This is a genomic window from Muriventricola aceti (genome assembly GCF_025567565.1).
Lineage (GTDB): Bacteria > Bacillota > Clostridia > Oscillospirales > Oscillospiraceae > Lawsonibacter > Lawsonibacter aceti.
In genome coordinates, this window is record NZ_JAOQKF010000012.1 from 102,125 (window position 1) to 127,155 (window position 25,031).

Below are 25,031 nucleotides of genomic sequence, written 5' to 3' on the forward strand. Positions count from 1 at the left end.
GTATCTCTTGGCGAAAAGGATCATATATTGCGCTTCTCTCTCCAAAGTTTCTTTTCCATCTGTCTTTATAGAGGGACAAAAGGACGCAAACGGAAACACCGCTTGCGTCCTTTGTTGATCTTACTGTTTCCGGCAATTTAGCAAGGTCAAGCCTTGTTTATCAGCCGTTAAATATCCGTTATCCCCATTCATTCTGAATCTAACGGACTATCTTTATTTTGTTCCAAAAATACGGTCGCCGGCATCGCCCAGTCCTGGCACGATATAGGCGTGATCATTTAGCTTCTCGTCTACCGCGGCCACATAGATCTCCACGTCAGGGTGATCCTTCTGAATGACCGCGATGCCCTCGGGCGCCGCGATAATGTTCATTAGCTTGATATGCTTACAGCCGTATCCTTTAATAAATGTGATCGCCGCAGAGGCAGAGCCGCCGGTAGCCAGCATGGGGTCGAGAATGATCACGTCACGCTCCGCGATGTCAGAGGGCATCTTGCAGTAATACTCCACAGGCTGATGGGTTTCAGGGTCACGGTACAGACCGATGTGGCCCACCTTGGCGGAGGGGATCAGATCCAGAATACCATCCACCATCCCAAGACCGGCCCGCAGGATAGGCACGATGGCCAGCTTCTTCCCGGCCAGTTGCTTAAAGGTGCCGGTAGCGATGGGCGTCTTGATCTCCACGTCCTCCAGAGGCAGGTCTCTTGTGGCCTCGTAGCATTCTAGAGCCGCGATCTCGGATACGATCTCTCGGAACTCCTTAACGCCGGTATTTTCGTCCCGGAGAATAGCTACCTTGTGCTGCAGCAGAGGGTGGTCTAGAATATGTACTTTCTCATTAAACATTGGCAGGATCCCCTTCATTTTATTTTTTGGTCTGACGTTCCCGCTCTAAACGCTCCCGTTCCGCTTGGGAAAGTCGGTGGTATACCGGCTCTAGTTCCCGCCCCTTGACCAGGGCGCCCTGAGCCGCTAACTCCTCCGCCGCTCGTGCCACACCCCAGGCGCACTGCATTCTCAGATACCGGGGTGCCAATTTTAATGTCAGACCAGCTTCCGTCAAGATATTATAGCACAGTTTGGCTCCATCTCCAACGACAATTTTCGAATTGTTGTAATTTTTCAGTTCTTCTCCCAGTTCCTCCAAGGAGATGGCCCGGTCCGGAGACAGCCGCCTCAGCTTGTCTCCCTCCGCCAAAAATAGGGCGTTGTATACCTGATCACGCCGGGCATCCATGGCACAGACGATAAGCTCGCCCTCCATATGGGCCAGCGGCCAGGCCATAGACTCCAGGGTAGAGCAGGGAGCGCAGTCCTTGTCCTCGCCCCAGGCTAGTCCTTTGGCCGTAGCCACCCCAATGCGAAGCCCCGTGAATGAACCAGGCCCGGCCGCTACGGCAATCACATCAACCTTGTCCAAACTCTCTCCACAGTTCTTCAGCAAATCGTGTACCATTGGCAGCAGCGTTCTGCTGTGGGTGAGGCCGCTATTCTGGAAGGACTGGGCCACCAGCTCACCATCTCTGCACAGGGCCACCGAACAGGCCGTGGCAGAGGATTCCAACGCTAAGATATTCAAAGGTCCACCCCCTTGATCTGGATGACACGCTGGTCCTGGCCCTCTCCCCGGCGGATCTCGACCCAGATGGTGTGACGATCCAGAGCCTCTCTTACATTCTCGCTCCACTCCACGGCACACACGCCGCCTCGGGCCAGGTAGTCCTCCCAACCGATGTCGAACAGCTCGTCGGCAGAGGACAACCGGTACATATCAAAATGAAACAACGGAAGGCGCCCCCCCTCGTACTCGTTTACGATGGTAAAGGTAGGACTGGTCACTCGGTCCGGAATGTCAAGTCCTTTGGCCAGCCCTCTTGTAAACGCGGTCTTTCCCGCGCCCAGGTCACCGGTAAACGCCACCACAGTGCTCTGGTCCAGTATCTCGCCCAGCCGACGGCCCAGGGCCTCGGTTTCCTCCTCTGAATTGGACACGAACTGCTCTGCCATTGCTTACCTCTCCCTGTTCACAAAAAATTTTCACATACAAAAAAGATTATACCATGATATGGTTTGCGTTTCCACTAAAATGTGCTAGAATATATTGTCACATTATTTGGCAGGAGGTGAGGCATTGTCCCTTCTCTTTTCCCCTATTCGAGAATTTTTTAAAAAGGGAGACCGGATGCTCCTGTTTTTCGCCCTTTTAGCCAGCGGATACGGTCTGCTGCTGATCTACTCAGCTACTCAATATCTGGACAATGACCGGTTTATACGGTTCATGCTGGTGCAGACAGCTGCTATTTTTCTGGGCGTGGTGGCCTATATGCTGCTAACCCTTGTGGATTTCCGGCTGTTCACCGAAAAAAACTGGCGGCTGCTGTTGGCCTTCAATGTCCTGTTTATCCTCCTGCTCCTCACTCCCCTCGGGACAGACCATGGAATGGGAAATGTAAACTGGCTGTCTATCCCCGGTTTTCCGGTGGATATTCAGCCAAACGAGATCGTCAAGCTGCCCTTCATCCTTCTCCTCTCGCTACAGATCACCCAGATTCAAGAGGAAGGCCGCGACATTAGTTCCCTCCCCTCTCTCATCCAAATCGGCGGTCACACAGTATTTATGCTGGGATTGATTGCCGTTGTCTGTGGAGATATGGGAATGTGCGTCATCTATATGATGATCTTCGTGTTTATGGCCTGGGCCTCAGGCGTCAAATTGCGGTGGTTTCTCCTTGTGGGCGGTGGCCTGCTGGCCGCGGTAGTTATTCTGTGGCTCTTTGTCCTGCCCGAGACCAGCCTATGGACCGACTACCGGATTATGCGCTTCCGGGTGGTCTTGGACCACGACCTGGACCCGTTAGGAAAGGGCTATCAACAGAGCCGCTCTATCCTGGCCATTGGTTCGGGTCAACTCTTCGGTCAGGGCTATCTCCAGGGCATCCAGACCCACGCCTCCAACAGCGATGCCCTCCCCGAGCGGTACAACGACTTCATCTTCGCTGTGTGCGGCGAGGAACTGGGGATGGCAGGCTGTCTGCTCCTGCTACTGATCTTAGGCGCCGTGGTCTTCCGGTGCCTCTGGGTGGGACGCCACGCCAGCTCTCCCTTTGACGCCTATGTCTGTATCGGCGTCGCCGGGATGCTGCTGGTCCAAATCATATTGAATGTGGGAATGTGTCTCTTTGTCCTGCCTGTCATGGGACTGACGCTCCCCTTCATCAGCTACGGCGGTTCCTCCATTGTCACTCTGTATGCCGCCCTGGGCCTTGTTTCCAGTGTAAAAGCGAGGGCGCTGCCCAGTTGGTTAAAGGACCGAAGCCTATAAAAAGAGCCATCCCGGACGGGATGGCTCTTTTCTTATGATTACTCGGCAGCCGGGACATGGATGACGCCCACAGGGCACTCCTTGACACACAGCTGACAGCCAATACACTTGTCCTGGTCGATGCGCGCCAGGTTGTTCTCCACAGTGATGGCCTCCTTGGGGCAGGCCTTGGCACACTTCATGCAGCCGATACAGCCGGCAGTACAGGCCTTCCGGGTATCGGCGCCTTTATCCTTATTCTGGCACAGGACCACGGGCTTACGCTTATGCTCGGGGATGATAGAGATGACCGCATTGGGGCAGACAGCGGCACAGGCGCCACAGCCCACACACTTCTCACGGTCCACCTTAGCGATCCCGTCCACGATGTGAATGGCGTCAAAGGCGCAGGCACGGGTACAGTCCCCATAGCCCAGACAGCCATACTTACACATACCATCGCCGCCATAGAGGCCCTTGACGGCCTGGCAGCTGTGGATGCCCTCGAACTCGTAGCGTTTGGAGGTCTTTTCACAGGTGCCGGAACAGGCGACCACCGCTTTCATGGGAGTGGCGGAACCGGCCTCCACACCCATAATCTCCGCAATGGCGGCCAGGGACTTCGCCCCACCGGGGGTACACTTATTGATGGCGTTGCCGTCCTCCACGATGCTCTTGGCGTAGTCGGCACAGCCAGCACATCCGCAAGCGCCGCAGTTGGCGCCAGCTAAAACGGCGGTAATCTTTTCAACACGCTCGTCCACAGGGACATACATGAAGATAGAGGCGGCCACCAGGATCACCGCGCCGATCAAACCGATCACGGTGACGACAATGATTGCAAGGATAATTGGATCCATATTACTCTCCCCCTCCTATCAGACACGGAAGATGGCTTCCACGATACCGCCGAAGCCCATAAAGGACAGGGAGGTCATGGCAGCAGCCACCAGAGTGATGGGCAGGCCCTTAAAGCAGGCAGGAGTCACGGCCTGCTCCACACGGCGGCGGACACCGGAGAACAAGACCATAGCTACCAGGAAGCCGATGCCGGCGCCGGCGGCGCAGACGATGGACTCAATGAAGTTGTAGCCGTTGTCGATGTTCAAAATGGTGACGCCCAGGATGGTGCAGTTAGTGGTGATCAGGGGCAGATATACGCCCAGTGCCTTATACAGAGCGGGAACAAACTTCTTCAGGAAGTTCTCCAGCAGCTGTACCAAGATGGCGATGATTAGGATGAACACGATGGTCTGTAGATAACCCAGGTCCCAGGCCCCGCTGGCAGGGGTCAGCAGGAGCATCTGGATAGGCCAAGTGGCGGCAGTGGCCACCACCATGACGAAGGTAACGGCCAGGGACATGCCTACGGCGCTGTCCAGCTTCTTGGAGACGCCCAGGAAGGGGCAGATACCCAGGAACTTAGCAAGAACGTAGTTGTCGACCAGGATCATGGTAAAGAAGATGCTGGCCAATTTCAGAGCCATTTCCATTACGCATTACCCCCTTCCTCGACCTGAGCGGGCGCGGCGGCCTTCTTAGGACGGGTGGTCAGCCAGGTGGCGGCGGCCATCATGACACCAAAGACGAAGAAGCCGCCGGGAGCGCTGGTCATCAGAGAGAAGGTATCGATGGACTCCGGGATCACCTGGATGGCAAAATCGGCGCCCAGAGCGGGAATCAGGCTGCCCAGGCCGGCCATCCAAGTACCGGAACCCAGGATCTCACGGATAGAACCCATGATAGTCAGGGTAATGGTAAAGCCAATGCCCATGCCGATACCGTCCAGAGCGGAGTCCACGATGCCGTTCTTGGAGGCGAACATCTCGGCACGACCCAGGATGATGCAGTTGACCACGATCAGGGGCAGATACACACCCAGCGCCTTATCCAAATCGGGCACGAATGCCTTGACCAACATCTGCACCACAGACACGAAACCGGCGATAACAGTAATATAGCAGGGGATACGGACCTGGTCAGGGATGACCTTCCGCAGAGCGGAAATAACCACGTTGGAGCACAGCAGCACAAAGGTAGCCGCCAGACCCATACCGATGCCATTGGAGGCCATAGTAGAGGTGGCCAAAGTGGGGCAGGTACCCAAGACCAACCGGAGAACAGGGTTCTCATTCAAAAAACCGTTGGTTAAAATATGAAGTTTATTATTACTACTCATCTTGACTCACCGCCTTTCAAGGAATCTGGTTATAGGCGTCGATGGCGGAGTTCACAGCGTTGTTCACCGCACGACTGGAAATAGTGGCGCCGGAATAGGCGTCCACATCGGTACCCAGGACCAGGGCCTGAGTGGCAGGCAGGCCGCTGTAATTGGCCTGATACTCGCTGTTTTCCGTCACATTGCTGCCGATGCCCTTGGTCTCGGCGGCTTCGGTGACCTTGATCTGCTTGATGGTGTCATCGGGATTGAAGGCCACCATGACAGTGACCGTCCCACCGTAGCCCTTGGCAGAGCAAGTAATCACAGTGCCCACTCCATTATCCGCGGTGTAGATGTCAGACACGTTCTCCACCGCGACACCCTCCACCTTGGTGAAGTTATCCGCGTCAGGCAGCAGCTCCTTCCTGGCCTGCTCCTGTGCCACACGGGTGGCCTCGTCAATGATGGGCTTTGTTACCTTGTTCGTAGCGGCCAGAGCCCCGGTGACGATGATACAGATGACCACCAGCACCACGATGGGCTTAAATACGCGATTCCAGTTGCTCATTTCGCGGCACCTCCCTTTTTCACCTTGGCGATACCCAGCTTATCCTGACGGGTGTTGACCTCGATATAGGGGACCAGCAGATTCATCAGCAGGATGGCGAAGGACACGCCCTCATTCATCGTACCCAGGAAGCGGATCGCGCAGGTGATGATGCCCAGGCCCAGGCCGAAGATTATCTTGCCCTTGTTGGTGGTAGGGGAAGTGACATAGTCAGTGGCCATAAAGAAGGCGCCCAGCATCAGGCCGCCAGAGAGCAGCTGCACGATGGGGTCCCGGCCAGCGACCAGGGACAGGACAGCCACAGTGGCCAGATAAGTAACCGGGATGACCGGGCTAATGACCTTGGTAGCGATTAGATAGATGCCACCGATCAGAATCGTGATGGCGCAGGTCTCGCCCAGGACGCCGCCGTGGTTACCCAGCAGCAAAGTCACATACTCACTGGAGCCCAGCTGGTCAAAAACGGCCAGCGGAGTAGCGGAGGCCAGAGCGTCAATCCCATTCTCAGGCTTGGGGTAGCTGGCCATACGGCTGGCAAAGCCAACCGCAAGAGCGATACGGGCCACAATGGCGGGATTGGCGAAGTTGTAGCCCATGCCGCCGAAGAGCTGCTTCACGATAACGATGGCGATAAAGGCACCCACGATAGCCATCCACCAGGGCAGGCTGGCGGGCAGGTTAAAGGCCAGCAGGAGGCCAGTCACGACGGCGGAGAAATCAGCGATGGGTACCTCACGGCCCACCATCTTGCAGTAGCCCCACTCAAAGAAAACACAGGCGGCTACGGTGATAGCGGTAAGGATAAGGGAATTAATTCCAAAAATAAACACAGAAGCGATCAGCGTGGGCACCAGGGCAATACAGACCCGCTGCATGATCTTCTGGGTGGAGTCCGCGCTGGTGATATGGGGCGCGGCGGTGACGATCAGTTTGTTGGCCATCACTTCTTACCTCCATTCTTCATCATGATCTTAGCCAGGGCGATGGAGGGTGCCAGAGGCCGCTTTGCGGGGCAGACAAAGGAACAAGTGCCGCAGCTCATGCACAGGTCGGCGTTGAGCTGCTGGAGCAGTTCCACGTTGCCGTCGTTATAGGCCTGGACGATCTCCTTGGCGGACAGGCCCAGAGGGCAGGCGTTGGTACACCGGCCACAGTGGATGCAGTTTGTGGCCTTGGGGATGTGGGCCCACTTCTTGGAGAAGGCCAGAACAGCGTTGTTGTTTTTCAGGACCGGCTGGGACAGATCAGCGATGCAGTTGCCCATCATAGGGCCACCATAGAGCACCTTGCCGGGCTCGTCGGTAAAGCCGCCGCAGAAATCCAGCAGCTCCTGGACAGGAGTGCCGATGATGACCTCGACGTTCTTGGGCTCTTTGACGATGTCGCCGTCCACCGTGAGGCGCTTGGTGACCAGAGGCATGCCGGTCTCCAGATACTTGCCCACAAAGGCCACAGAGGTAACGTTCATGACGATAACCCCCACGTCAGAGGGCAGACCGGGGAAGGGAACTTCCCGTCCGGTGCAATTCTCAATCAGGACTTTCTCAGCACCCTGGGGATAGCGGCAGGGCAGCTCCTTGACCTCGACACCGGGCATATCAATGGCATCCTTCATCTTGGCGATTGCCTGGGGTTTATTGCCCTCGATGCCGATGACGCACTTTTTGATATCCAGATACTTCATGACTGCCTTGATGCCGCCCAGGATGAAGTGGGTGTCCTCGATCAGGCAGCGGTTGTCAGAAGTGATGTACGGCTCACACTCAGCGCCATTGATCACCAGAGTGTCGATCTCATCCAGATTCTTAGGCGCCAGCTTGACCGCAGTGGGGAAGCCGGCTCCGCCCAGTCCAACCAGGCCACTGGCCCGGATGGCGTCCTGGAAAGACTTTAGGTCTGTCACCACCGGGGGCGCCACGGCGGGGTCCACCTTCTGCTCCCCGTCTGGAATGATGACCACGGCGGTCTGGGCCGCGCCATTGGGAGCGGTAATGGTGACGATGCTGTCCACGGTGCCGGATACGCCGGAGTGGATGTCGCTGGACACGAAGCCTCCGGCCTTGCCTACCACGGTACCTACATACACCTGATCGCCCTTGGCCACGGCGGGGGCAGCCGGAGCGCCAATGTGCTGTCCCATGGACAGAACGATCTTAGACGGCAGCGGCATCACTACCGTTTCAAGGTTGGAAGTCCTTTTTTCATGAGGGACTCCCGCACCTTGCGCGGAACGTTTGAGAAATTTACTCATTCAGATTTCGACCTCCCTATACTGCAATCGCTGGAACTGTGGAGCCTGGACACGCATTTTATACGGTCCCCCTCTTCCCTCCTGACAGGAACTGGAAACCACTGGGGGACCCCGCCCCTCTATCATACCCATGCCCCGCGGCGTCCGAGTTCAGCGGACGCACGACAAAACCCGCCGGACCCCGTTTCTCCTGTAAAACAAGTCCGTCGGTTCTGCTTGCGGGCTTTATCATACACCTTTTATGGAAAAATTGCAAGATTGATTTCGAAAAAAACGACCTGTTTCCCGAGCATTCTTCCCCCTCTCCCAAAGGATTTCACCCCACCGGCATTTCCTTCTCTTCCATAGCCGCACCCCAGGCACAGGCTTGTCCGCGTTGACCATAAAAGAGGCGCGGGCCCTCTCAGGTCCGCGCCTCCCAATCAATCTGGATCGCCTGGTCAGCAGCCACAGCCGCAGCCGTTGTTATTGTTACAGCCACAGCCATTGTTGCAGCCACAGCTATTGCCCCAGCCGCCGCAGCAGAACAGGATGATGATCAGAATGATGATCCACAGGCAGCCTCCGCCGCCCCAACCGTTATTGCAGCACCCCATTTGAAGTACCTCCTGATATGAAGTTCTGAGAGGGGCTGTTTGCCGCTCTCAATCTCATCATATGCGGAGGGGGCGGATGGGTTCTGCCTATGTCAGATAATTTTTTCCGCGAAGGCACGCAGCATCGTGGCCACTTCAGCCCGGTTAGCGCTCTTTTGTGGACTGAGCGTCAGGCTGTCGGCAGAAGAACTGCTGATGATTCCCTCCGCCACAGCCCAGGACAGGGCATTATGAGCCCAGTCGCTGGCCTGCCCCAGGTCCTGATACCCGGACAGGTCGGCCCCCTCAGCCGCTTCCAGCCCAAGGTAACTCGTGGTGAAGCTGTACAGCAGCGCCGCCACCTGCTGGCGGGTCACTTGCTGCTCCGGGCTGAAGGTGTCTGCTCCTGTTCCAGCTGTAATTCCCTGCTCCGCGCCCCACTTCACATAAGGGGCATACCAGGCACTCTCCGGCACGTCGGCAAAGGTGACACTGGCGCGCTCCAGCTCCTCTTTCGGCGCTCCAGCCATCTGGTAGAGCACCGTCATCAGCATAGCTCGGTTCATAGCTGAACTCGGTCCAAAGTGGTGCTCGTCCATCCCCGAAAACAGTGTGTTTCGGTACACATAATCTACGGGAGCGTAGTACCAATCCGTCTGGCATACATCATAGAAGGGCGTCGGATCCTCTCTGCCGTCTTCCAGGGCATAGACGCCCTGGAGCCCCAACTGGGCCGCCCCGGACAGGACCGTTACACTGGCCACAGTATTCTCTCCCACCAGGTAGCGGTGTCCGGAGGTCAGGCGGGCCCCGGAGGCCAGCTCTATTCCGTCTGTCACATCTATGAAAGCCCCGTCGTGAGAAACGGAGGCGGCTCCGTTCATCAACATGACTCCAGCCCCAGTGGTCAGTGTCATCTCATCGCCATCCGACCAATCTCTGGCCTGGAGCGTGGCGCTGTATGCGCCGCTCTCTTCGCCGGCCAGTTGCGCCAGATAGCCCTGATGCAGGTTATCGAGGCCTTTTTTGCTCTCCTCGTAAGTGCCCTGTAAGGCTTTTTCCGCAGCTTCGTTTCCAGTAGACACAGCCTTGGGCACAAAAGTCCCGGTCAGATAGCTGAGGCTGATCAGGCTGTCGCCCCCCGAAAGGGCATAAGCGCCGCAGGCCAGCATACCCAGCAGCATCACACCGCACAGCAGGCCGATCACAGGCCTTCTCATTGTGGCTCCCCCTTCTTCTCTTCCTCCCGATCCTCCCGCTGGGTAATCATGTAGCTCAGAGCCAAAAGGCTGTCAGAAAAATGGACCGATTCCACCACCACATCATCCCGAACACAGGATATCTCATAGTTTGTAAAATTCCAGATGCCGCGAACTCCGGCGGCCACCAGCCGGTCCCCCATCTCCTGGGCAGCGGCGATGGGCACTGTCAGCAGGCCTACGCTCACTTGGTTTTCCCCCAAAAAGGCCTCCAGGGAATCCGCATGATAGACAGGCACCCCAGCGATTCTGGTCCCCACCACCCGCTCATTTACGTCAAAAGCGGCCAAAAGCTGAAAGCCGTTACTGGAAAATTTAAAATTTTCTATGATAGCCCGGCCTAGGTTGCCGGTCCCCAGCACCACAATGGTATGGCCCTGATTAATGCCCAAAATATCACCGATCTCCTCTTTCAGGCTGTCCACCTTATATCCATAGCCCTGCTGCCCAAAACCACCGAAGCAGAACAAATCTTGGCGGATTTGAGAAGCGGTCAGTCCCATAGATTTCCCTAAGGCATTGGAGGATATCCGGACAACGCCGGACTCCTGAAGCTCTGAGAGCTGTCGGTAGTATCTGGGCAGGCGGCGTATCACCGCCGTTGATACTCGGGTATTTCGTTTCATAGCTTTCGCCTCATCTGCACAACCTCCCCTATACAGCGGAGGCCACTGGATATGATGTTTTTATATAGTTTACCTGATTGCCCCCCCTTGTGTCAAATCCTTTTACGACTCAAAAGGCCCAGGGACGATTCGTCGTCCCTGGGCCTTTTATTGGCAGAAAGCCTGCCAGATTCAGTTCCAAAAATCAGTTTTTTCCTTCAGGCCGATGCTGGAGGCTTTGAATACAGGGTTCTTGCCCGCCCTGCGCTGTTCCATGTAGTCCTGAAGGGCCCGCATAGCTGTACGGCCCAAAATGACAATGACCGGCAGGTTGATGATGGCCATAATGCCCATCAGCACATCGGCCAGGTCCCAGACCAAGCCAAAGGACAACTGGGCCCCTACAAAGACCAGCCCGCAAGCGATAAGCCGGAACACAGTCATCGGCACGCTTCCCAGCTTGCGGTTAGCGATGTAGTTCAAACAGCCCTCACAGTAGAACAAGTTGCCCAGCAGGGTAGTGAAAGCGAAGAGCAGCAGCGCAAAGGTGATAAAGTAGGGGCCTACCGCGCCGAAGGTAGTAGCCAGAGACGCCTGGACCAGGGGCGCACCCTCCAGTCCGCCCTTGATATCGATGCCGGTACACAGGCACATCATGGCCGTGGCGGTACAGACCAGGATGGTGTCAATAAAGACGGACAGCATCTGGACCAATCCCTGCTTGACGGGGTGGGATACGTCAGCGGCCGCGGCGGCGTTGGGGGCGGAACCCACACCGGCCTCGTTGGAGTACAGGCCACGCTTGATTCCCTGCATGATGGCCGAGGAACCAAAGCCCACGGCACCGCCGAACATGGCTCCGAAATCAAATGCCTCGCTGAAAATGCGGCCCAGGACACTGGGAATCATATTCAGATTCATCACCATGACCACCAGGGCCATCAGGATATACAACACACCCATGACAGGGACCAAAACGCCGGTAACCTTGACGATCCGCTTGCCGCCGCCCAGTACACAGATGGCCACCAGGATGGCCAGGATCACGCCGCCCACCACGGCCACAACGCTGTACTCTTTGCCGCCCAGGGTAAAGGTGCCGGCACTGGCGTAGAAGTCATAGCTGGTAAAGCTGCTAATCAGGTTGTAGGAGGCCAGCATATTGAAACCACCGGCATAGGTGGCGATGAGGGCGATGGCGAAGACAACGCCCAGCACCCGGCTCTTAAGAGCCGCCTGAATGTAGTAGGACGGACCACCATAGCTGCCGCCCTCCGGGTCCTTTTTCTTATAGATCTGGGCCAGCGTGCTCTCTACAAAGGCAGTCGCGCCTCCCACAATGGCAATCAGCCACATCCAGAACACGGCGCCATAGCCGCCGATGGCGATGGCATTGGCCACACCTACAATATTTCCGGTACCCACGCGGCTGGCTGTGGATACCATCAGCGCCTCAAATGCGGAAACCGAGTGCTGATCCCCCGTCTTTTCTCCTACCACGCGAATCGACTCCGGCAGCAGGCGCAGCTGGACAAACTTGCTCCGGAAGGTGAAGTACAGGCCTACGCCCAGCAGCATGACGATCAACAGGTAACTGTACATGAAACCGCTGATCTGACTGATTAAGCCCGCGAACGCATCATACATAACGACATCTCCCTTTCTCTCTTCCTGTCATAATTTGCGCGAAGCAGAACATATCCCAGGAAATCAAAGTCTTCCGCCCCTCAGATCTCCTGGGATATTTCTCGGCCTTACTATACCACATCTCTCCGACTTTTACCAGAGGTTTTTCACAATTTATAAAAATGGTCAACGATAAGCAGCCAGCTTCTGTACAGTTTGCCCTCACATCATGCGGACGATCTCCTTCTTCAGCCGGGCGATGATCCGCTTCTCCAGCCGTGAGATATAGGACTGTGAGATGCCCAGCTGGTCCGCCACCTCCTTCTGTGTCCGCTCTGGGCGGCCGTCCAGCCCAAAGCGCATGGTAATAATCTGCCTCTCCCGGGGCTCCAGCCGGTCCATGGCCTGGCGCAGCAGCTGGCGGTCCACGTCCGCCTCGATGGGCCGCATGACCAGGTCCCCATCGGTCCCCAGAATGTCGGACAGCAGCAGCTCGTTTCCGTCCCAGTCGGTATTCAAGGGCTCGTCAAAGGACAGCTCTGTCTTCTGATTCGCTGTCTTTCTCAAGTACATCAGGATTTCATTTTCAATGCAGCGGCTGGCATAAGTTGCCAATTTGATGCTTTTGGCCGGCTGGTAGGTGCCCACCGCCTTAATGAGCCCAATGGTCCCAATGGAGATGAGGTCCTCAATATTGATGCCGGTATTCTCAAACCGGCGGGCGATATAGGCCACCAGCCGGAGATTGTGCTCAATGAGCAGGTCTCTCGCCCCCCGGTCTCCCCGCTCCAGCCGGGCGATGAGCTCCGCCTCCGCCTCTCTTTCCAAGGGGGCGGGCAGGGTGTCGCTCCCCCCTATATACATCACCTTGCCGGGCAGGGACAGCCCCAGACTAGTCAGCAGGCTTTCCAAATGGTCCCGCAGTTTCCAAATAATCTCTCTCATGCTCATGTGCACTCGTCCTTTCCATCCAGGGGCCCGATCAAAGCCCGGTACCCTCCTCCGTCTGACACAGGAGTTGGGGACAGGGCCACCAGAAGCGGCCCACGCTCCTTTCCACCCAGATTCAGGCTGTCCACCTTCAAGGCCAACAGCAGTCCTCTGTCCACCCCTACCGCACGGTAGGGCAACAGGCGAAAACGTCCCTTCCACTCCCCGGTTCCAAGCCTGGCCATAGCACCGGCTGGATCCATGAGGTCGGCCGCCCGCGGCCTGCGGCACTCTGGAAACAAGCCGGACACACTCTCTCCCTCCGCCACCATCACAGGCCGTCCCGACACCGGGTCTGTCAGGGTATTCCCAGTATCCACCAGGGCGGTGAACTCCGCCGTCCGTTTCCCCAGCCGCAGTTTCGCCTGAAGGAGCTCTCCTGTCAAGGAATTATGCCTGCCAATTCGTTGAAAGACAGCTGTGAGGACCACATAGCAGACCGCAGCAGAGAGGAGCACCATCTTCAGGTCCAGGGAGGAATAAAACACTCCGCTCCCCAAACTCAGGCTCCGGCCGTCCAGCAGCCCGATGGCCACTACTCCACCTCCCAACGCGCAGGCCAGAGCCACAAAGATGAGCCCCTGGCGGAGTAGCCTCCGGCTCCCGCCGTAGGCCACCACCAGCATCAAAACGCAGGAGGCCAACTTACACCAGGGACCTGCCAGAAACGCCATGCCCGGCAGAAAGATGGCCACAGCATAGGCTCCACCCAGAGCGGCCGCCGCTCCGAAGCGCAGCCGACGCAGTGGCTCCCCCGCTAGGCGGGCGGCGGCCAGCAGCAGCAGATAGTCAATGATCCCATTGAGCAGAAACAGGGTATCCACATAGATGACCGTCACGCCGGACCGCTCCCCTCTCTCCAGTTCCGCCTGTCCAAAGGCGGGCGACAGACTCTATTATAGGTGCTTGACCGGAAAAAACCGGTCAGATTTCGGTTGAAAGAATTTGCGGAAAACCGCCTTTCCCTCCCCTCTCCCATTGACATTTTTCTTCTTTTCCCATATAATATCGATAGTCGATATCGCATTTCAATATTGAGAGGGGATGTTACTGTGGCCGGTAAGGAAAGAGGCCCTCTGACCGAACCCATGTTTTATGTCCTGATGTCATTTCTCCGCCGGGATATGTGCGGGACCGAGATTACTGAATTTGTCGAGCGCCGTACCCGCGGCAGAGTACGTCTTGGTCCCGGCACGCTGTATACCCTGCTGGCTAAATTTCAGGACGAGGGCTTTATTCAGGAAACGGAGGTCGATGGACGAAAGCGCACCTACCGGCTGACAGATCAGGGGCGGCAGGCCTATCATGAGGAGCTGGACCGGCTTCGGGCCTGTGTTCTGGACGGAGAGGAGGAAGAACGATGAATAAGCGCATCAAGAAGCATCTTCCCTGCGGCCTGTACGACTTCAAAGGGCTGGAGCGCTGGCTGGACCTGTACGCAGACATATTGGTTGAATCAGAAAGGAGAAGAACATGAGCGTCACTGTCTTTCGCCTTTGCCCCGTGGGTGGATATGATATCCCGGCGCTGGAAATCTGGCTGGAAAAAATGGCCGGCAAGGGTCTGGTGTTTGACTGTACGGCGGGGCCTCTGACTCTCTTTGCCCGACAGGAGCCCGCCCTCCTCCGCTTCCATCTGGAGCCTGCCCACAGCAAGACAGACCAGGAGGATCCGGAGTTGACTGACCTGTTCCGGGCGGCGGGCTGGAGCTATCTGGGCATCTTCCGTAAAAACTTCTTTGTGTTCGCCACCGCCGACCGGGCGGCCCAGGCCCATACAGACCCCGATGTGCTGGACTACGCCATCCGCCGCTTTTTCAAGCAGAAGCTGTTGGGCGGCATAGGTTTGGCAATCGTCAATTTTCTGTTATACAAATTCCTATATCCTTTTTCCAACGCCTTTTCTCTGTCCGATCTCCGCTACTTCTGGGCGGAGGCGTTGGCGGACGGCCCCCTCCCCTGGCTGCTGGCCCTGCTGGGCCTTCTGCTGGTGGACCTGGCCTATCTGCTCGGCCTGTTCACCCTCTGGCGGCTCCACCGGCGGAGTCAAAAGGGTCTGCCTCTCTCCCCTGCCCCCGGCCGTCGGCTGGGCGGTGTTTTGACCTCCCTCTCCATCCTGCCCCTGGCGCTGGTGACGGTGGAGATCGTATTCGTCTTTTTTACCCACGGCTATTTCCCCTATGACCTGGCCGACTCCAACTTTGTCACCATGACTGAGATCGAGGGGCCGGAGTTCCGACCCACCGGGGATATCATGTTCAACATGGATTACATCTCCCACGGCGACACCCCCCTCACACCGGAGGAATGGTACTACCGGCAGTGGGAGTCAAACCGGGTCTTTGGCTCCGGCGGCTCTCTGGCTGACATCCCCCATCTGGAAATCAACATTACCCGTTATCTCCTCCCCGCCGTGGCGGAGCGGCGGGTCTGGGAGTGGAGGGCCTGGGGCGGACATGAGAACTATCGGGCTCTGGAGCCCGCTCACGGCCTGGAGGAGATCTGGTATTATCAGAGCGAACGAAACCCCGACTTCTATTACCTCGTCCTCCGCAAAGGCGGCCTCGTCATGCGGGTAGAGTACGAGGGCTCCAAGGATCTGACCCAATTTCTCCCTCGGTTTGCGGAAATGCTGGAAGCCCTTTGACACCTTGGACCAAAGGAGGTCATCCATATGAAACAGAGAGAAAAGCTGGTCCGGAAGATCATCCCTGTGGAGATTTATGACATGGCCGGTCTGGAGCGCTGGCTGGCCGACATGGCGGCCCAGGGGCTCCATCTGGTAAAGCTGTCCTCGGAAACCGCCCGGTTCCGACGGGGAGAACCAACCCCCGGCACCCGCTTTGGTCTGGAGATCGCCGGCTTCTACGGCATCGATCCGGAGCGCAATGCGGCCTATGGGGAGGCGGGCTGGACCTACGTGACCACCCTCTCCAATCTGTATTATGTCTACCGAGCAGAGCGAGCGGACGCCCCGCCCCTCCACACCGACCCGGTGACCCAGGGCGAAACCCTCACCCCCCTGATCCGCCGAATCCGGCACCGCCGTTTCCTGCTGGTGCTATGGCTTCTTTTCTGCTTTCGCAAGACTCTGGTAAAAATCGCCACCCAGCCCTGGATGCTGGGGCAGTACCTTGTACTGAAAACGGGACTGTTTCTCACCCTGATGATCCTGCTGGCCGGCTGGGCCATTCTCTCCCTGCTGCCTCAGACAAATATGATAAAGCGTTGGAAGCAGATGCGCCGGCAGCTGGCTGACGGTATTCCTCTGAAGGAGGGCCGCCGGAACCGGGTCCCCTGGGTGGTGACGGGCTGGTGCGCTACCGCTCTGCTCCTTCCCCTTCCCATTCTGGTGGGTGTGGTCAGCGCCCAGTCCGTCCATAAGCTGTCCGGCCCGGAGGAGTGGACCTTCCCTCATGTCACCCTGGAGCAAGCCTTCCACGGGGAGGCGGACATCACCCTGGACACTCCCCAGATGATGACCCGGTATAACACCAGAACCGCCTCCCTCCTGTGCCCGGAGCAGTACGACTGGTGGAGTTCCGGAGAGGTCCGCTCCGATGGATACAGCGGTAATGCCATCGTCGCCGTGGACTTCTATCGAACCAGGACAGACTGGGCGGCAGAGTGGCTGTTTTCCTCCCTGCGGACGGAGGAGGCCCATGAGCCGGAGCAGTTCCGGAAAAACCAGGAGCAGTTCATCCACCCCACTGTCCTCACGGTCCACCAGCCCCTCCAGGCGGTGACCCGCCCCGGCCTGGACAGTCTGGAATACACAATCCTGCAATACGACGACGATCCCCCCAACCACATCTACCTGGGCCGCCGGGGCAATCAGGTCTTTCGCCTGCTCTGCCGGGGCGTCCCCGACCAGGCGGAATGTCTGGAGCTGTTTCTGGCCCAGCTGGACCCCTGAAAGCACCAAAAGGAGGCGCCCTGTTATGAAATATGTCAGAAAGATCACCCCGGTGTCTTCCGCGGACGGGGAGGGATTGGAGAGCTGGCTGGAGGACATGGCCCTGCAGGGGCTCTATCTCAAGAAGTTCCGCCCCCTGTTCTGCACCTTTACCCCCGGCCCGGCAAAAAAGACCCGCTACCGCCTGGAGCCTTTTCGGCTCCGCCTGGATGACGACCTGCCCCGCTCTATGCTGGAGCTGTACCAGGACTTCGGCTGGGACTATATAGACACGGTGGACAACTCCATGCTGATTTTTTCCACTCAGGACCTGGATGCCCCGGAGCTCCACACTGATCCGAAGCTCCAGAGCCAGCGGTGGAAAAGGCTGTACCGTTCCGCCCGCCGGGGCTTTGTGGGGAATGTGGCATTTCTTGTCCTGGCAGTTGTTTTGACCGCCCTTCTGCTGAACGACACTCCCATTCTCAATCTATTGACCACCTCCGCCGTCCCCCTGCTCCTCTTTGCGCTGTACCAGCTGTGCGCCCTGCCCGCCGCCTGGGCCGATGTGCGGAACCTGTCCAGACTGGCGCGCCGCCTGGAGGCGGGTGAGCCGATGGACCACCACTCCCCCTATTCCCGGCGGCGGCTCGTCCCTCTGCTGTCCTTCACTCTATGCATCCTTCTGATCGTCCTGCTGATCCTTCCCCGTTACATCCTGCCCTTCCTGGGGGGCGACATGAGGCCCGTCAGCCAGGTGTCGGACTTCTCTCCCCTCTCTCTGGCGCAGGTGGAGGGGAAGGGCTACCGCCCTTATGAAACGGAGAATCACGACCAATCGGACTACTTCAATTACAGCCGAAAGAACCACTATCTGCTGTGCTGGAACCAGTGGGAGGTATTTCAGGCCGGACAGCCGGATCTGGCTGGAAAGCTGAACTGGATGCAGATCGACTGGTATGACATCCCCGCCCCCCTGTCCTTCCTCTCCGTCCCCCTGGCCAACGAACTGCTGTCCAAAGCTATGCGGTTGGATGAAGATATTTGGTGGACCGACCCGGAGGGCGGGACCTGGCAGATATCAAAACACTCTGATTCCCGTGTGAATTTTTTGTCCACGGCCCGCAAGGAGGGGACCCTGTTCCAGACCGCCGCCGTGGCCATAGGGGATAAGGTCGTCCTGGTCCGCTACACCGGACACGGAGAGTTGTCCGGCCATCTGGAGGATATTATCAAAATGGCAGAGGGCAAAGCGTCCTGACCGTCCGTCTGCTATAATATAACTGATTGGGAGTGAATTTTATGTCAACTATCAGAAAAATCATCCCCTTTTCCCTTTATGATATCCCCGGACTGGAGCAGTGGCTGGAGGGCCAGGCAAACCAGGGGCTGTTCCCCACCCACCTGGGCTCCTGGGCCACCTTCGAGGACCGGGGCGTACCCGGCACCCGCTTCCGGCTGGACCCCTTCGCCAACCGGGCCGGCGAGGGGGTGGAGCCTACCCAGGAAAAGCTGGAGCTGTACCGGCAGGCCGGGTGGGAATATGCCTTCCGGGTGGGCCGGGCCTATTTCCTGTTTTACACCACGGACCCCCATACACCCGAGCTGTTTTCCGATTACCAGAGTCAGGGGCTCTCCCTGGACCGGCTGGCCAACAGCCTTCGCTCCTACCGCAGACGGAAGATCGTGCTGTGGAGCCTGCTGGGTATCCTGTTCCTGGCCGCCCTGTTCCTGGGCCATCAATACGATGTACAGCCGGACAATTTCGTCCGCCTGCCCCTGATCCTGCTTTACGCCTTCGATCCGATTCTCCTGCTCTTTCTGGCCGGTATATTTTTCTACTCCCGCCCCATCGACCGCCGGGACCGCAAGGCCCTGTTCTCCACCTACAACGCCCTGAAGGATGGGCTTCCGCCGCCCCCGTCACCAGGGCCCAGCAGGCGGATCGTCCGGGAGAACATCGCCGCGCTGGTGCTGGGCCCTATTTTAGTGGCGCTTGTTCTGTACAATCAGTTTGGCGACAGCCGGCTGACCCTCCGACCGGTGGAGGAGTTTACAGCCCCCTATATCTCCCTGTACGATCTGGAACAGGTCCCCCTGGGCCCCTATGAGACCGTATACCGGAAAAACTCCGGGTTGAGCAGTGAGAATGTAGCCCAGCGGTACTTCTCTCTGCTGTCCCCGGTGTGGTACGAGGTCAGCCAGGATCTGGACGCCCTCCAGCCGGGGAGAAAACCGTCCACCTTTTCCCCCGATCCCCACGGTGGCGAGTACACCTACTCCCCCAACCTGGACATGACCTATTTCCACACCCTCCCCCCTCTGGCCAAGCCGGTGGCACGGGCCCAGATGGATCTCTACCGTCTGGTCAACCTGTACTGGAGCTATGAGGAGGTGGACTGGCCGGGCACCGATTTTGTCATCCTGGCCACCGTGGAGGATGACCCCTGGCAGATGGCGGCGGTGGGCCGGGGCAGCCGGGTGGCGGTGTTCTGCTACGCCGGGGTGGAGAAGCTGTCCGACCACTTGGACCTGCTGGCGGAGATGGTGCAATAAAGAAAAAGCAAGGCTGTGACCTATAAAGGTCACAGCCTTGTCACTTCTTCTGATTCAACAGTTCCAGCGCCTCCCCCCGGCTGTAACAGCCGTTGAGGACGGCCAGCAGTCCGTTGGCGGACATATGCTCCGGCAGCGCCAGCCTTTTCAGCAGGGCCAGCCGCCGGGCTCCGCTGTCTGCCCCTCCGGACAGCCCGGCAGCAAACAAATCCGCTTTAGTCAGCGGCGGCCCCGCCTCCTCCGAACGCGCTCCCTCATCCAGAAAGGTCGCCCCCGCTCGGCGGAGGACCTGTTCCAGCACCCGGGGCGGCATCCCTTCCACGCCAAGCTTGCCTTCTTTCCCTCGCTGGCGCTTCCGCCGCTCCTTGCCATATACATCCGGGATATAGGCGTGCTTCAGCAGAGAGCCCGGAATCACGCTTTTGATGTGGTTTCGAATGACAAATCCCGCCCCGTCGGAATCGGTGAGGACGACAAGCCCCCGTTTTTCCGCAGCCCGCCTAAGCAGGGCCAGTTGGTCCGGGTCCTTGAAGATCCGGAAGCCGCCGGTCTCCAAAATCAGGGTATCCACCACCTGTAAGAGCGTATTCTTGTCATACCGGCCCTCTACCACGATGGCCTCTCTGATACGAAGCATGGATCTCTCTGCCCCCGTTTCTCAGGCCGGATCGGCCAGTTCCAACAGAAGGGTAGTCAGCAGCTCCTTGCCGTCCTGTCCGGTGGACTTCATCGCCAGATCGGTCTGACCGCAGCGGACCACGGCCTTCCGGCACCACTTTAGGGAAAACCGCCTGGCGCTTGTCATCAGCTTGTCGGCCGGGTACGGCTTCAGCTTCCACAGGTCCGCCACATAGGAGGCCCCTTTCCCCTGCTCCAGGGCCAGTCTGGCCGAGTACAGCTGCCGCATCTGTCTGCCCAGAGAGGCCATAATGACATAGGGCGTCTCCTGCATCTGGTACAGCTCCCCGAGTACGCCCGCAGCCCGGTCAAAATTTTTCTCCCCAATGGCATCGGTCATGCGAAAGACCACGGTATCCAGCTGGGGAGTGGCCACCGCCTCAATGTCCTGCCGGGTGATCTGCTCCCCCTTGGCATAGGCCCCGACCTTCTCGATCTCGCCCACCAGGTTGTGCATCAGATCGCCGCACAGAAAGATGAGCTCCGACGCCAGACGGCTGTCGATCCGCTTGCCCAGGGCACGGAATCGGCGGGTCACCCACTTTACCAGCTCATTTTCCTCCTGCCGGACAAAGTTTACCACAGTACCGTGCTCCTTTATGGCCGAGGCGAGCTTGGTCCGGGCGTCCAGCTTGTAAGGAATTAAGTCATAGACCAGCACGACACAGCAGTATTCCGGCAGCTGCGAAAAAATGCGGATATAGTCCTCCCGGTCCTTCTCACCTGTTTTTGACAGGTCAAAATCCGTCACCAGCACGACAGTCCGCTCCCCCATCATGGGCAGGCAGTCCACCGCCTCCTCCATGGCGTGAGGGGACATATCCTTGGGGGCGATTTCATGGAGGTTAAAGGCCCCCATCCCACCAGCCAGAAGTTTGTCCTTCAACTGGCCCAAATAGTGGTCCCGAAGATATGTCTCCTCCCCGTGAAAGAGATAGAGCTGACCGAAAATTCCGCTCTCCAGATCTTTTAAAAATTTCTCGTAGCCGGCAGTATCCGGCTTTCCCTTGGGCGGCATGGCGCACCCTCCTGTTCTTCTGTTTGGTTCACCCCTCGGCGGGAGCCTGCCCATCTGCCCGGACCACCACAGTCCCCTGGAGGTCCGTGCGGTAAATCAGGGCTCCCACCCCGTCCAGACGCTCCAGCGTTTCCGGGGCGGGATGTCCGTAGCTGTTCCCCTTCCCCGCAGAGATGACAGCCAGCTCTGGCCGCACCCGCTCCAGCAGCTCTCCTGTGGTGGAATCCCGTGAGCCGTGGTGCCCCGCCACCAGCAGGTCAATGTCTGGAAGGTCCGCATGGGCCAGCAGCTCTTTCTCCGACTCCCCGCTCATATCCCCGGTGATGAGGGCCGCAAAGCCGCCGGAGGAGGCCAGCACAGTCAGTCCCAGCTCGTTTGTCTGCCCACCCTGGCCCACAGGTGGAAAGATCTCTATGGAGCGCCCCTCACCCAGGTCAAAATTGGTATCCTGGCGGACAAAATACAGCTCGATTCCCCGCTCCTGGGCCAGAGAGATGATCTCCTCCCGCAGCGGATCGCCCTCTTCCACGTCGGGCAGGGCAATTGTCCCTACGGGGATCCGGCGCAGCAGCTGGGGGATGCCGTTAGCGTGGTCGGTGTGGTAATGGGACACTACCAGCAGATCCAGCCGGGCCATTCCCTGGGCCTGGATGTAGTCGGCGGCCACATCCCCTGGGTCTCGCTGTCCCTCTCCGCCGCAGTCCACCAGCGTTAGATAGTCCCCGGTCCGAAGGAGCACGCTCTGCCCCTGGCCCACGTCAAGAACGGCGGCAGTCAGCTCCCCCGCCCGAAAGGCAAGCGCGGAACAAAGCAGGCAGAAGGCCAGCGTGGCCGCTCCGGCGCACAGCGGGACCAGTATCCGCTTCTTCCCCCGGATCAGCAGCGCCGCTCCCAGCATCAGGTAGAGAAAGACGACCCAGGCCCGATAATAAAAAGAATCCATAGGCAGGGCGGCCAGGGAAAGAGAGGACAGTCCATCCACCACCCAATCCAAATAGCGAGCCAATGCTGTAAAGGGTATTGCCATAACAGCCGCCGCCCCCGGAAGGATAACCCCAAAAACGCCAAGCCACAACCCCGCCACAAAGAGGACGGCTACCGCCCAAAGGGTCAGCAGATTCGCCAGGGGCGCGATCAGGGAGAGATAACCAAAATAGACGGCTACCAGAGGTACCGTCAACAGGGACGCGCCCAGTGTGGCGGATAAGGTGGACACCAGGAAATCCGGGACCACAAGAAGCAACCTGGTCACAGGACTCTTTCGAGGGCCCTCCAATCGAAGCAGCCTCCGCATTCCATTCTGGATACGATCAGATACCAGTAATATCCCGGCCACCGCGCCAAAGGACAGTTGAAGGCCGAGATGGGCGGCGGAAAAAGGGTTCCAGGCCAGCAGACCCATCAGGGCCAATCCCAGTGCGGTGGCCCCGTCCCTCTCCCGGCGGAACAGAGGGGCCAACTGGAGCATCGATATCATCACCGCTGCCCGGAGCACCGAGGGCGTATTGCCCGCGATCCCACAGAACAGCACCGCCCAGACGAGGTTTGCAACAGCGGTGGACCGCTTTCCCCTGCCCAGTAGGAGCGTCAAAAGGCCGGACAAAAAGGCCAGATGCATTCCAGAGACCGCCACCGTATGACTTAGCCCGGTGCGCTGGAGGGATGTGGTAAACTGATCGGTCAGCCCATCCCGGTTTCCGGTGACCAGAGCCTGGATCAAGGGAGCGGTATCCTTCGGAAAGGCGGCGCTGATCCCCGCCTTCAGCTCCTTCGACAGGAGGGCGGACCAGTACCGGATGGGGACTCGCTCCGGACGTTGAATGTCCAGCCGTCCATATGCATGTGCCCGGAGAAAGATGCCTTTGGCGGTATAGTAGGTGATCTCCTCCCCTGTCAGAGTCCGGTCCCCAAGGGTGCAGTGGGCCACCGTAGAGAGCCGGTCTCCGGGTTTGACCTGGCTTCCCTGCTCATCCAGGTAGAGAACGGTGGACAGGGATATCCCCCTGTCCGTTTTCAGCTTTACCAGCACGGACCAGCCGTAGTCCCCCTCCTGGGGCCAATCGGCCGCCTCGGCGCAAAGAAGGACAGTCTGCCCATCCAGTTCTCTGGCTGGCTGGAAAAATATCTGAATATAAGCGGCTGTCCAGGCCAGCCCCAAGGCGCAGCCCGCGCAGACCAGGCGGAGGGCCAGTCCACTATCCCCCAGCCCACGACGAAAAACCAGCAGGGCAAGGAACAGGAATCCCGCAGCCACAGCACCGGCAGGAAGCCAATTCTCTGGCAGGAGCCGGGCGGCCGCAAAAACAGCCCCGGAAAAGGAAAAGGCCAGAATCGCCAATTTCCGCATGGTCCGGCCCTCCCTTTCGTTTGAATCAGCTCGGGGTCAGAAGAAGGAGATCAATCCCTTCGGCCCCAACTGGTTCGGGATGATCCTCATCTGGCGCAGAATGGGCAGCAGGGCCTGATACAGGATATAGAGCAGAATCGCCTTCGGAACGATAGTCAGCAGATTTTTCCCCAGACTGGGGACAAACCAGCCCCAGTAGCCTCCGCCCCGGACCATCATCGTCCACACCGACCCCAGCGCGGCGTTGACCAGCAGATTGACCAGCAGATTGGCCAGCACCAGCCGCCACACCGTGATCCTTGCCCGGTAAAAGCACAGAGCGTATGCGAGCACCCCCAGCATGGTGGATAGGGTATAACCGAAAAAGAACTCGCCGGTCGGCTTTAGGATAAAGCCCAGAATATCCTCCACAAACCCAAAGGCCAGCCCCAGCACAGGGCCGCATACCAAGGCGCAGAGGGACCGGGCCAGAAATCCGAAGGACAGACTGGTGTGCCCGATAGGGATGCTGGGTGGAATGGACAGGGCCCGGGTCAGGGCCACCATCAGCGCGGCAAAGACCAGCATTTTAGGGCTGGACAGAGCCGCCCTCGCCTGCCGCCAATAGGACGGGGTAAGGGGGGTACGGTAGAGTTGGTCAACACTTTGTGTCTGTGGCATAAAAATACCTCCTTTTGTTTTTCGGCAGCCCCGGAAGGGAACGCCGCACAAAGGAAGCAATTTTACCCCGATATGCGGCAGCGGGATGCGGACCACCCACTGCCGCGGGCCGCTTGCGCGGTACCGCTGTTCGTCCGGCGGACAACTCCCCGTCCCGCCGACACTAAAGGCCGGAACCCGGCCAGCACGTGTGATCCTACTCTGCCATGAAAGTAGTTTATAACGTCTGGCCGAAAAAAGCAAGTCCAATCTATTGTTCCGGTCACCTGTTTTTGCCCTTCCTCCGGGCCTTTTCCCCACTGAATGTTGGAAAAGGCATATCTAGCAAGAACAGGAGCGGGGCGCCTCATAGGGCGCCCCGCTCTCTGTACCGGCATTTACTTTGCGATATTCTCACAGAAGTTCATGAAGATTTGTGCTACCTCGGCACGGGTGGCCCCGGCGGTAGGCGCCAGGGTGTTGTTCCCCTTGCCGGACAGCAGACCGGCGTTCACCGCCCAGTCCATGGCCTTCACGGCATAGCTGGAGATGGAGGAGGC

26 protein-coding genes and 1 riboswitch are annotated in these 25,031 nt (G+C 58.3%); of the genes, 6 read left to right on the plus strand and 20 right to left on the minus strand.

The window, feature by feature from the left end; genetic code table 11:
• Positions 1–213 precede the first annotated feature (213 nt).
• Genes upp through tsaE form a run of 3 tightly spaced genes read right to left on the minus strand, consistent with a single transcriptional unit; the run spans position 214 to position 2,010 of the window.
• Entirely contained in the window at positions 214–849 is a 636-nt protein-coding gene (upp, locus tag OCV64_RS13080; protein ID WP_186852625.1) for a uracil phosphoribosyltransferase, read from the minus strand.
• A gap of 19 nt (positions 850–868) precedes the next feature.
• Positions 869–1,582 carry a tRNA (adenosine(37)-N6)-threonylcarbamoyltransferase complex dimerization subunit type 1 TsaB gene (gene tsaB / locus OCV64_RS13085; protein WP_147571901.1) on the minus strand — a complete coding sequence of 238 codons (714 nt, stop codon included), beginning with the start codon at positions 1,580–1,582 and terminating at the stop codon, positions 869–871.
• Positions 1,579–2,010, minus strand: coding sequence for a tRNA (adenosine(37)-N6)-threonylcarbamoyltransferase complex ATPase subunit type 1 TsaE (gene tsaE / locus OCV64_RS13090; RefSeq protein WP_262670278.1), 432 nt, complete (start codon positions 2,008–2,010; stop codon positions 1,579–1,581). The genes tsaB and tsaE overlap by 4 nt, the downstream gene beginning before the upstream one ends.
• 124 nt (positions 2,011–2,134) lie before the next feature.
• Between tsaE and OCV64_RS13095 the strand changes: the two genes are divergently transcribed.
• Positions 2,135–3,325, plus strand: a complete 1,191-nt coding sequence (locus tag OCV64_RS13095; protein ID WP_147571903.1) for an FtsW/RodA/SpoVE family cell cycle protein — start codon at positions 2,135–2,137, stop codon at positions 3,323–3,325.
• A gap of 38 nt (positions 3,326–3,363) precedes the next feature.
• Here the strand turns inward: OCV64_RS13095 and OCV64_RS13100 are convergent, their stop codons facing one another.
• The 12 genes from OCV64_RS13100 to OCV64_RS13155 all read right to left on the minus strand — a co-directional run bounded on the left by OCV64_RS13100 (position 3,364) and on the right by OCV64_RS13155 (position 14,178).
• Positions 3,364–4,164 (minus strand): RnfABCDGE type electron transport complex subunit B, encoded by an 801-nt coding sequence (locus tag OCV64_RS13100; RefSeq protein ID WP_186852627.1) that lies wholly within the window; start codon positions 4,162–4,164, stop codon positions 3,364–3,366.
• A gap of 18 nt (positions 4,165–4,182) precedes the next feature.
• Positions 4,183–4,791 carry an electron transport complex protein RnfA gene (locus tag OCV64_RS13105; protein WP_262670290.1) on the minus strand — a complete coding sequence of 203 codons (609 nt, stop codon included), beginning with the start codon at positions 4,789–4,791 and terminating at the stop codon, positions 4,183–4,185.
• Positions 4,792–4,796: 5 nt separating this feature from the next.
• Positions 4,797–5,483, minus strand: coding sequence for an electron transport complex subunit RsxE (gene rsxE, locus OCV64_RS13110; protein ID WP_147571906.1), 687 nt, complete (start codon positions 5,481–5,483; stop codon positions 4,797–4,799).
• Positions 5,484–5,499: 16 nt separating this feature from the next.
• A complete protein-coding gene (locus tag OCV64_RS13115; protein ID WP_147571907.1) occupies positions 5,500–6,033 on the minus strand; it encodes an RnfABCDGE type electron transport complex subunit G in 534 nt (177 codons plus the stop codon).
• A complete protein-coding gene (locus tag OCV64_RS13120) occupies positions 6,030–6,974 on the minus strand; it encodes an RnfABCDGE type electron transport complex subunit D (protein ID WP_147571908.1) in 945 nt (314 codons plus the stop codon). The genes OCV64_RS13115 and OCV64_RS13120 overlap by 4 nt, the downstream gene beginning before the upstream one ends.
• Positions 6,974–8,284, minus strand: coding sequence for an electron transport complex subunit RsxC (gene rsxC, locus OCV64_RS13125; RefSeq protein WP_147571909.1), 1,311 nt, complete (start codon positions 8,282–8,284; stop codon positions 6,974–6,976). The genes OCV64_RS13120 and rsxC overlap by 1 nt, the downstream gene beginning before the upstream one ends.
• 440 nt (positions 8,285–8,724) lie before the next feature.
• Entirely contained in the window at positions 8,725–8,880 is a 156-nt protein-coding gene (locus tag OCV64_RS13130) for a hypothetical protein (RefSeq protein WP_186852629.1), read from the minus strand.
• Positions 8,881–8,972: 92 nt separating this feature from the next.
• The gene (locus tag OCV64_RS13135) at positions 8,973–10,079 is read right to left on the minus strand and encodes an S-layer homology domain-containing protein (RefSeq protein WP_186852630.1); all 1,107 of its coding nucleotides are present in this window, start codon (positions 10,077–10,079) and stop codon (positions 8,973–8,975) included.
• Positions 10,076–10,744 carry a redox-sensing transcriptional repressor Rex gene (locus tag OCV64_RS13140; RefSeq protein ID WP_147571911.1) on the minus strand — a complete coding sequence of 223 codons (669 nt, stop codon included), beginning with the start codon at positions 10,742–10,744 and terminating at the stop codon, positions 10,076–10,078. Before OCV64_RS13140 ends, OCV64_RS13135 begins: the two co-directional genes overlap by 4 nt.
• 171 nt (positions 10,745–10,915) lie before the next feature.
• On the minus strand, positions 10,916–12,370 hold the full coding sequence (locus tag OCV64_RS13145) for an alanine/glycine:cation symporter family protein (RefSeq protein WP_147571912.1): 1,455 nt from the start codon (positions 12,368–12,370) through the stop codon (positions 10,916–10,918).
• A 201-nt stretch (positions 12,371–12,571) separates the two neighbouring features.
• Positions 12,572–13,300 carry an RNA polymerase sporulation sigma factor SigE gene (gene sigE / locus OCV64_RS13150; RefSeq protein WP_262670279.1) on the minus strand — a complete coding sequence of 243 codons (729 nt, stop codon included), beginning with the start codon at positions 13,298–13,300 and terminating at the stop codon, positions 12,572–12,574.
• Entirely contained in the window at positions 13,297–14,178 is an 882-nt protein-coding gene (locus tag OCV64_RS13155) for a sigma-E processing peptidase SpoIIGA (protein ID WP_262670280.1), read from the minus strand. The genes sigE and OCV64_RS13155 overlap by 4 nt, the downstream gene beginning before the upstream one ends.
• 213 nt (positions 14,179–14,391) lie before the next feature.
• Here OCV64_RS13155 and OCV64_RS13160 point away from each other — a divergent pair, with 213 nt between their 5' ends.
• The 5 genes from OCV64_RS13160 (at position 14,392) to OCV64_RS13180 (ending at position 19,789) form a co-directional block, all read left to right on the plus strand.
• On the plus strand, positions 14,392–14,703 hold the full coding sequence (locus tag OCV64_RS13160; RefSeq protein WP_262670281.1) for a PadR family transcriptional regulator: 312 nt from the start codon (positions 14,392–14,394) through the stop codon (positions 14,701–14,703).
• 109 nt (positions 14,704–14,812) lie between these two features.
• Positions 14,813–15,985, plus strand: a complete 1,173-nt coding sequence (locus tag OCV64_RS13165; protein WP_262670282.1) for a DUF2812 domain-containing protein — start codon at positions 14,813–14,815, stop codon at positions 15,983–15,985.
• A 27-nt stretch (positions 15,986–16,012) separates the two neighbouring features.
• A complete protein-coding gene (locus OCV64_RS13170; protein ID WP_262670283.1) occupies positions 16,013–17,254 on the plus strand; it encodes a DUF2812 domain-containing protein in 1,242 nt (413 codons plus the stop codon).
• A 25-nt stretch (positions 17,255–17,279) separates the two neighbouring features.
• Positions 17,280–18,494, plus strand: coding sequence for a DUF2812 domain-containing protein (locus tag OCV64_RS13175; protein ID WP_262670284.1), 1,215 nt, complete (start codon positions 17,280–17,282; stop codon positions 18,492–18,494).
• A gap of 41 nt (positions 18,495–18,535) precedes the next feature.
• Positions 18,536–19,789: a DUF2812 domain-containing protein gene (locus tag OCV64_RS13180; RefSeq protein WP_262670285.1), complete on the plus strand. Its 1,254-nt coding sequence runs from the start codon at positions 18,536–18,538 to the stop codon at positions 19,787–19,789.
• Positions 19,790–19,829: 40 nt separating this feature from the next.
• Here the strand turns inward: OCV64_RS13180 and OCV64_RS13185 are convergent, their stop codons facing one another.
• From OCV64_RS13185 to OCV64_RS16230, 5 genes are all read right to left on the minus strand, one after another.
• The gene (locus OCV64_RS13185; RefSeq protein WP_262670286.1) at positions 19,830–20,426 is read right to left on the minus strand and encodes a toprim domain-containing protein; all 597 of its coding nucleotides are present in this window, start codon (positions 20,424–20,426) and stop codon (positions 19,830–19,832) included.
• 21 nt (positions 20,427–20,447) lie between these two features.
• A complete protein-coding gene (gene holA / locus OCV64_RS13190; protein ID WP_262670287.1) occupies positions 20,448–21,485 on the minus strand; it encodes a DNA polymerase III subunit delta in 1,038 nt (345 codons plus the stop codon).
• A gap of 28 nt (positions 21,486–21,513) precedes the next feature.
• Complete coding sequence (locus OCV64_RS13195) at positions 21,514–23,832, minus strand: DNA internalization-related competence protein ComEC/Rec2 (RefSeq protein WP_262670288.1); 2,319 nt, start codon at positions 23,830–23,832, stop codon at positions 21,514–21,516.
• 36 nt (positions 23,833–23,868) lie between these two features.
• Positions 23,869–24,492 (minus strand): folate family ECF transporter S component, encoded by a 624-nt coding sequence (locus OCV64_RS13200; protein WP_147571921.1) that lies wholly within the window; start codon positions 24,490–24,492, stop codon positions 23,869–23,871.
• A gap of 76 nt (positions 24,493–24,568) precedes the next feature.
• Positions 24,569–24,698: riboswitch (THF riboswitch) on the minus strand.
• Between the two features lie 171 nt (positions 24,699–24,869).
• Positions 24,870–25,022 carry an S-layer homology domain-containing protein gene (locus OCV64_RS16230; RefSeq protein WP_366460875.1) on the minus strand — a complete coding sequence of 51 codons (153 nt, stop codon included), beginning with the start codon at positions 25,020–25,022 and terminating at the stop codon, positions 24,870–24,872.
• Positions 25,023–25,031: the final 9 nt, after the last annotated feature.

Coding starts and splice junctions, on each gene's coding strand:
- upp (WP_186852625.1), bottom strand. CDS start 849: ATGTTTAATGAGAAAGTACATATTCTAGACCACCCTCTGCTGCAGCAC.
- tsaE (WP_262670278.1), bottom strand. CDS start 2,010: ATGGCAGAGCAGTTCGTGTCCAATTCAGAGGAGGAAACCGAGGCCCTG.
- OCV64_RS13100 (WP_186852627.1), bottom strand. CDS start 4,164: ATGGATCCAATTATCCTTGCAATCATTGTCGTCACCGTGATCGGTTTG.
- OCV64_RS13105 (WP_262670290.1), bottom strand. CDS start 4,791: ATGGCTCTGAAATTGGCCAGCATCTTCTTTACCATGATCCTGGTCGAC.
- rsxE (WP_147571906.1), bottom strand. CDS start 5,483: ATGAGTAGTAATAATAAACTTCATATTTTAACCAACGGTTTTTTGAAT.
- OCV64_RS13115 (WP_147571907.1), bottom strand. CDS start 6,033: ATGAGCAACTGGAATCGCGTATTTAAGCCCATCGTGGTGCTGGTGGTC.
- OCV64_RS13120 (WP_147571908.1), bottom strand. CDS start 6,974: ATGGCCAACAAACTGATCGTCACCGCCGCGCCCCATATCACCAGCGCG.
- rsxC (WP_147571909.1), bottom strand. CDS start 8,284: ATGAGTAAATTTCTCAAACGTTCCGCGCAAGGTGCGGGAGTCCCTCAT.
- OCV64_RS13130 (WP_186852629.1), bottom strand. CDS start 8,880: ATGGGGTGCTGCAATAACGGTTGGGGCGGCGGAGGCTGCCTGTGGATC.
- OCV64_RS13135 (WP_186852630.1), bottom strand. CDS start 10,079: ATGAGAAGGCCTGTGATCGGCCTGCTGTGCGGTGTGATGCTGCTGGGT.
- OCV64_RS13140 (WP_147571911.1), bottom strand. CDS start 10,744: ATGAAACGAAATACCCGAGTATCAACGGCGGTGATACGCCGCCTGCCC.
- OCV64_RS13145 (WP_147571912.1), bottom strand. CDS start 12,370: ATGTATGATGCGTTCGCGGGCTTAATCAGTCAGATCAGCGGTTTCATG.
- sigE (WP_262670279.1), bottom strand. CDS start 13,300: ATGAGCATGAGAGAGATTATTTGGAAACTGCGGGACCATTTGGAAAGC.
- OCV64_RS13165 (WP_262670282.1), top strand. CDS start 14,813: ATGAGCGTCACTGTCTTTCGCCTTTGCCCCGTGGGTGGATATGATATC.
- OCV64_RS13170 (WP_262670283.1), top strand. CDS start 16,013: ATGAAACAGAGAGAAAAGCTGGTCCGGAAGATCATCCCTGTGGAGATT.
- OCV64_RS13175 (WP_262670284.1), top strand. CDS start 17,280: ATGAAATATGTCAGAAAGATCACCCCGGTGTCTTCCGCGGACGGGGAG.
- OCV64_RS13180 (WP_262670285.1), top strand. CDS start 18,536: ATGTCAACTATCAGAAAAATCATCCCCTTTTCCCTTTATGATATCCCC.
- OCV64_RS13185 (WP_262670286.1), bottom strand. CDS start 20,426: ATGCTTCGTATCAGAGAGGCCATCGTGGTAGAGGGCCGGTATGACAAG.
- holA (WP_262670287.1), bottom strand. CDS start 21,485: ATGCCGCCCAAGGGAAAGCCGGATACTGCCGGCTACGAGAAATTTTTA.
- OCV64_RS13195 (WP_262670288.1), bottom strand. CDS start 23,832: ATGCGGAAATTGGCGATTCTGGCCTTTTCCTTTTCCGGGGCTGTTTTT.
- OCV64_RS13200 (WP_147571921.1), bottom strand. CDS start 24,492: ATGCCACAGACACAAAGTGTTGACCAACTCTACCGTACCCCCCTTACC.